The 4,693-nt window shown below is 64.8% G+C and carries 5 protein-coding genes and 1 pseudogene; 1 reads left to right on the top strand and 5 read right to left on the bottom strand.

Annotated elements, in window-relative coordinates; translation table 11 throughout:
* The 5 genes and pseudogenes from ACE3SN_RS16130 to ACE3SN_RS16110 form a co-directional block, all read right to left on the bottom strand.
* Positions 1-404 (bottom strand): annotated as a pseudogene (locus tag ACE3SN_RS16130) (cytochrome P450); the annotation flags it as partial.
* Positions 405-607: 203 nt separating this feature from the next.
* Positions 608-1,009, bottom strand: coding sequence for a hypothetical protein (locus ACE3SN_RS16125; protein ID WP_374531753.1), 402 nt, complete (start codon positions 1,007-1,009; stop codon positions 608-610).
* Positions 1,010-1,084: 75 nt separating this feature from the next.
* The gene (gene tldD / locus ACE3SN_RS16120; protein WP_374531751.1) at positions 1,085-2,518 is read right to left on the bottom strand and encodes a metalloprotease TldD; all 1,434 of its coding nucleotides are present in this window, start codon (positions 2,516-2,518) and stop codon (positions 1,085-1,087) included.
* Positions 2,519-2,555: 37 nt separating this feature from the next.
* Complete coding sequence (locus ACE3SN_RS16115; protein WP_374531749.1) at positions 2,556-2,756, bottom strand: zinc-finger domain-containing protein; 201 nt, start codon at positions 2,754-2,756, stop codon at positions 2,556-2,558.
* 38 nt (positions 2,757-2,794) lie between these two features.
* Positions 2,795-3,388 carry a DUF4402 domain-containing protein gene (locus tag ACE3SN_RS16110; RefSeq protein WP_374531747.1) on the bottom strand — a complete coding sequence of 198 codons (594 nt, stop codon included), beginning with the start codon at positions 3,386-3,388 and terminating at the stop codon, positions 2,795-2,797.
* A gap of 169 nt (positions 3,389-3,557) precedes the next feature.
* Here ACE3SN_RS16110 and ACE3SN_RS16105 point away from each other — a divergent pair, with 169 nt between their 5' ends.
* Positions 3,558-4,499 carry an ABC transporter ATP-binding protein gene (locus ACE3SN_RS16105; protein WP_374531745.1) on the top strand — a complete coding sequence of 314 codons (942 nt, stop codon included), beginning with the start codon at positions 3,558-3,560 and terminating at the stop codon, positions 4,497-4,499.
* Positions 4,500-4,693: the final 194 nt, after the last annotated feature.

Below are 4,693 nucleotides of genomic sequence, written 5' to 3'. Positions count from 1 at the left end.
CGGCGCTGCACCTCGGCCTTCATTTCGGCCACTTCGCTGGGGCCGAACGAAGGCGCCACGGTGCGGCGCTGGGCGGTATGATCGGGCGGGTCCATCGCGATGAACATCGGCTGGCGCACTTCGTTTTCGAGCAGCTTGTCCGAATCGAAGGCGATCGAAATCCCGCCATAGGTCCAGCTTGAGGAGAAGATCCTGGGCAGCGCCTCGACATGGACGATCGGCTTGTAGGTACTGATCGACCAATAGGGGCCGAACTTCGAATCCGGCACGTACTGGATCGGCGCCTCGGCCCTGAGCTTGCGGAACGGTTCCTGCCAGCGATCCTCGGCATAAAGTTCGGCGCGGCTGACATCGATCGGTGCCAGCGGCGCGGCAGTGCGGTCCAGGGTTGCGGTGGTGGCCATTGCTCTCTCCCGTGCGGCGATGGAATCGCTCTTTTAGGGTGATTACCCTAGAACACTGGTGCGGCGAGTCAAACGAATTGGCAGTCCGTCGCCAGAGCGCGGTAGAACCCCAAAAAACAGCACCGCCCGGATCGCTCCGGGCGGTGCCTCGCTGTTACTCGGGTTGCGTGGCCGGGCTGGCCCTCAGGTCGGACTTTGACCCCTCAGTTGGGCTTGTCGACCTTGCGATAGGGCACGAAGTCACCCAGCGTAATGAAGCCGGTGGTGAAATGGCCGCTGCGATCGACAGTGTTGACGATGTCGAGCTTGCAGAACTGGCTGCCGGTGGGATGCGTTACCATGATATCGTCGGAATCGAGGTGCTCGGCATTGGTCGGGCGGTTGACCCAGATCACCGAGCCGGTGCGATAGACGATCGCGGTCTTGTCGAGCACGGTCATGTCGCGCGTATCCTGCAGGCTGATGCAGCTAACGGGCTCTCCGGCTTCGCGGCCTTCAAGCATCTTGGCGAGTTGCTGCTCGGGCGTGAGCTTGGGCTTGGCTTCAACTGCGGCGCCGCTGAGCAGAGTGGTGGTGGCAGCGAGTGCGATAACGATCTTGCGCATAATCCGATTCCTCTGACCCCTGAGCCATACCGTTAGCAAGTTGACCTGAACTGTGCCTGAAGATCGGAGCCAAGATCAGGCAGTTCCGCCCACGGTCAGCCCTTCGACCAGCAAGGTAGGCTGGCCAACCCCGGCCGGCACGCTCTGCCCGCCCTTGCCGCAGATCCCGACCCCTTCGTCGAGCGCCATGTCGTTGCCGATCCCGGTCACGCGGGTGAGCACGGTCGGGCCGTCGCCGATCAGGGTCGCGCCCTTGATCGGCGCGCCAAGTTTGCCGTTTTCGATCCGGTAGGCTTCGGTGCAGGAAAACACGAACTTGCCCGAGACGATATCGACCTGCCCACCGCCAAAGCTCTTGGCGAAGATGCCGTTCTTGACGCGGCTCAGCAGCTCGGCGGGATCGTCGTTGCCGCCCTTCATGAAAGTGTTGGTCATGCGCGGCATCGGCGCGTGGGCATAGGATTCGCGCCGTCCGTTGCCGGTGGCGGCCACGCCCATCAGCCGGGCGTTGAGCCGGTCCTGCATATAGCCTTTGAGGATACCGTCCTCGATCAGCACGGTCTCGCCCGTCGGCGTGCCTTCATCATCGATCGAGAGCGACCCGCGCCGTCCGCCGCCGAGCGGCGAGGCGAGCGAGCCATCGTCGATCACGGTCACGCCGGGGGCGCCGACGCGCTCGCCGATCCGGCCCGAAAAGGCCGAAGTGCCCTTGCGGTTGAAATCGCCTTCGAGGCCGTGGCCGACCGCCTCGTGCAGCAGCACGCCGGGCCAGCCGGGGCCGAGCAGCACGGTCATCTCGCCCGCGGGGGCAGCCACGCTTTCGAGGTTGGTCAGCGCCTGGGCCAGCGCATGGTCGATCGCGCGGTTCCAGGTTTCGGGCGCGAACAGATCGTCATAAAGCCGCCGTCCACCGATCCCGAAGCTACCGGTTTCGCGCCGCCCGTTCTGTTCGGCAACGATGGAGACGTTGAGCCGCACCAGCGGGCGCACGTCGTGGCCGACAAAGCCATCGGCGCGCACGATTTCCACCACCGACCAGCTGGCGGCAAGGCTCGCCGAAACCTGCGCCACGCGTGGGTCGCGCGCGCGGGCTGCGGCATCGATCGTCTCAAGCAGCTTAACCTTCTCGGCAAAGGGCGCCAGATCGAGCGGCGAGGCTTCGGTATAGAGGTGGCGGTTGTTCTGACGCGGCGGGGGCGCGGGCTGGCCCTTGGCTGGATCGAGCAGCTGCAGCGTTTCGCCCGCGCGGCGGATCGCGGCCTCGCTGATTTCGTTGGCATGGGCAAAGCCGGTCATCTCGCCCGACAGCCCGCGCAGGCCAAAGCCCGCATCACGCGAATAGTCGGCGGTTTTCAGGCGGCCATCGTCGAACGCGAAAGTCTCGCTGGCGATGAATTGCAGGTAGAGTTCGCCGTCATCGCATTTCTCCAGCGTTTCGCGCGCAAGCGCCTGGGCGGTCGCGGGATCGAGTTGGAGGTAGAGGAGCGAGCGGGGATCGGTTGCGGTCATGCCACTGATATAGGGGCTCTGCCGCGAAGTGCCAGCGTCAGGCGGCCTGGGCCTGGTCCGCCGGTCCGCCCTTCAGCACGAAGCGGCGATCGCAATAGCCGCAGTCGGCATAGCCGCGCTCGTCGATTTCAAGCCAGACGCGCGGATGGCCGAGCGCAGCGCCGCCGGGAATATCGGACGCGCCATCGCAGGAAACGCGGGTGGAGGTGACGAGAACGGTTTCGGGCTGGTTGCTCATGGCCGCCCCATTAGCAGCGGCGCGCCGCCGTTTCCAGACTATTGATACTGCACCGTGACGGTAATCGATCCGGTATAGACGCCCGGCGCCTGGTTGGCATTGACGTTGAGCCGCCCGCCAATGTTCAGCACGAAGATCCCGCTGTTGGTGGTGATCGAATAGCGCTGGTTGCCGTTGCCCTGGGTCAGACCGACCCCGCGCCCGTTGGCGTTGGGGTTGCCGGCAAAGCTGATCGAGGCGTTGGTGCCGAGCGTGATGTTATCCAGCACCATGGTCTGGCCCGGCCCGGTCAGGTTGGAGACGGCGGTGAGCGAGATGCGGGCGCTCATGTTCTTGGTGCCCATCCCGGCGAACGAGGCGTACTGACAACTGCCAACTTCCAGGATCGCGCCGGTGACCGAGCACTTGCCGGTGATCTGGTCGACGGTCACCGTGCCCGCCGTCGTCCGTGCGACGATCTTGCCAAAGACCAGGTCCTGCTGCTTCACCAGGGTGAGCGGGGCGACGATGGTGGCGCGGGCGGAGTTGGTGGCGACCGGCTTTTCACCGGCCTGCGCGGGGGCCGACAGGCCCGCGGCGCCGGCCAATGCCAGCAGCGCGCAGATCGCGCGCTTTCCACGTCGCGGCGCCATGCCGCGGCAAGATACCCCCCTGGTCATCCTGAACTGTCTAGTCCGGTACCCATGAAGGGCTTGTCGCAGCTTATGGTTAACAGGTGGGTAAGGACGCCCGTTCGCCATCACGCCTTGCCAGGCCACGCCGGGGCTTTACGAAGCGTGCGCTCTGCCGCAAAGCAGGCGCATGGACACTCCCGCTGCAATCAAGATCCGCGACCTCGTCAAGCGCTATGCCCCGGCCGGCAACGGTGAGGGCAAACTGGCCCTTGGCGGGGTCAGCTTCGATGTACCGCAAGGCCAGATCTTCGGCCTGCTGGGTCCCAATGGCGCCGGCAAGTCCACCCTGATCAACATCCTGGCCGGGCTGGTGATGAAAACCAGCGGCTCTGCGGAAATCTGGGGCTTCGACATCGATGCCGACAGCCGCAACGCCAAGCGTTCGATCGGCATTGTCCCCCAGGAAATCGTGTTCGACCCGTTTTTCACCCCGTTCGAGGTGCTGGAGAACCAGGCCGGACTTTATGGCGTCCCCAAGGCCGCGCGGCGCAGCCTCGAGCTGCTGGCCGAGGTACACCTGTCGGACAAGGCCAACGCCTATGCCCGCACGCTGTCAGGCGGCATGAAGCGCCGCCTGCTGATCGCCAAGGCGCTGGTCCACACCCCGCCGGTGATCGTGCTGGATGAGCCGACCGCGGGGGTCGACGTCGAACTGCGCCGCCAGCTGTGGGAACTGGTGAGCGAGCTTAACGCGGGCGGAGTCACCGTGGTGCTGACCACGCACTACCTCGAAGAGGCCGAGCAGCTGTGCGACCGGATCGCGATCATCAACCACGGTCAGCTGATCGCCAACAAGCCGACTCGCGAACTGGTGGAAATGGCGCGCGAGAAGATCGTGGTGCTGACCCTCGATCAGGACGTGAGCGAGCTGCCCGCCCATCCCGCCTTCCTGAAATGCGAGAAAACCGGCGAGCGCACGATCGAGATCACCTATGACAAGGATCGCACCAACGCGGGCGAAGTTTTGGCGCAAACCCAGGCGCAGGGCCTCGCAATCGTCGACGTGACCACCCGCGAGGCCGATCTGGAGGATGTCTTCGTCAGCCTGACCAGCAGCGCCGCGGCCTGATCCGCCCAACCTTTCGCTATTGCAGCGAAGCGTCAGGTGCGATGGGTATCCAGCCAGTCCTTGCGCCAGCCACCTTCCTGGCGGCGACGGATCGGCTTGCCACAGTCACGACAATGACCGACAAAATTTGCGCCATCCCATTCAACCGCTTCCCGGTCGGGCCGATGCGAATTGAACCAGCATAAAGGTATCGG

The organism is Novosphingobium sp. (assembly GCF_041915465.1).
GTDB lineage: Bacteria > Pseudomonadota > Alphaproteobacteria > Sphingomonadales > Sphingomonadaceae > Novosphingobium.
The sequence above is the reverse complement of the archived record's forward strand: the minus strand, read 5'-3'. Positions and strand labels throughout refer to the sequence as shown.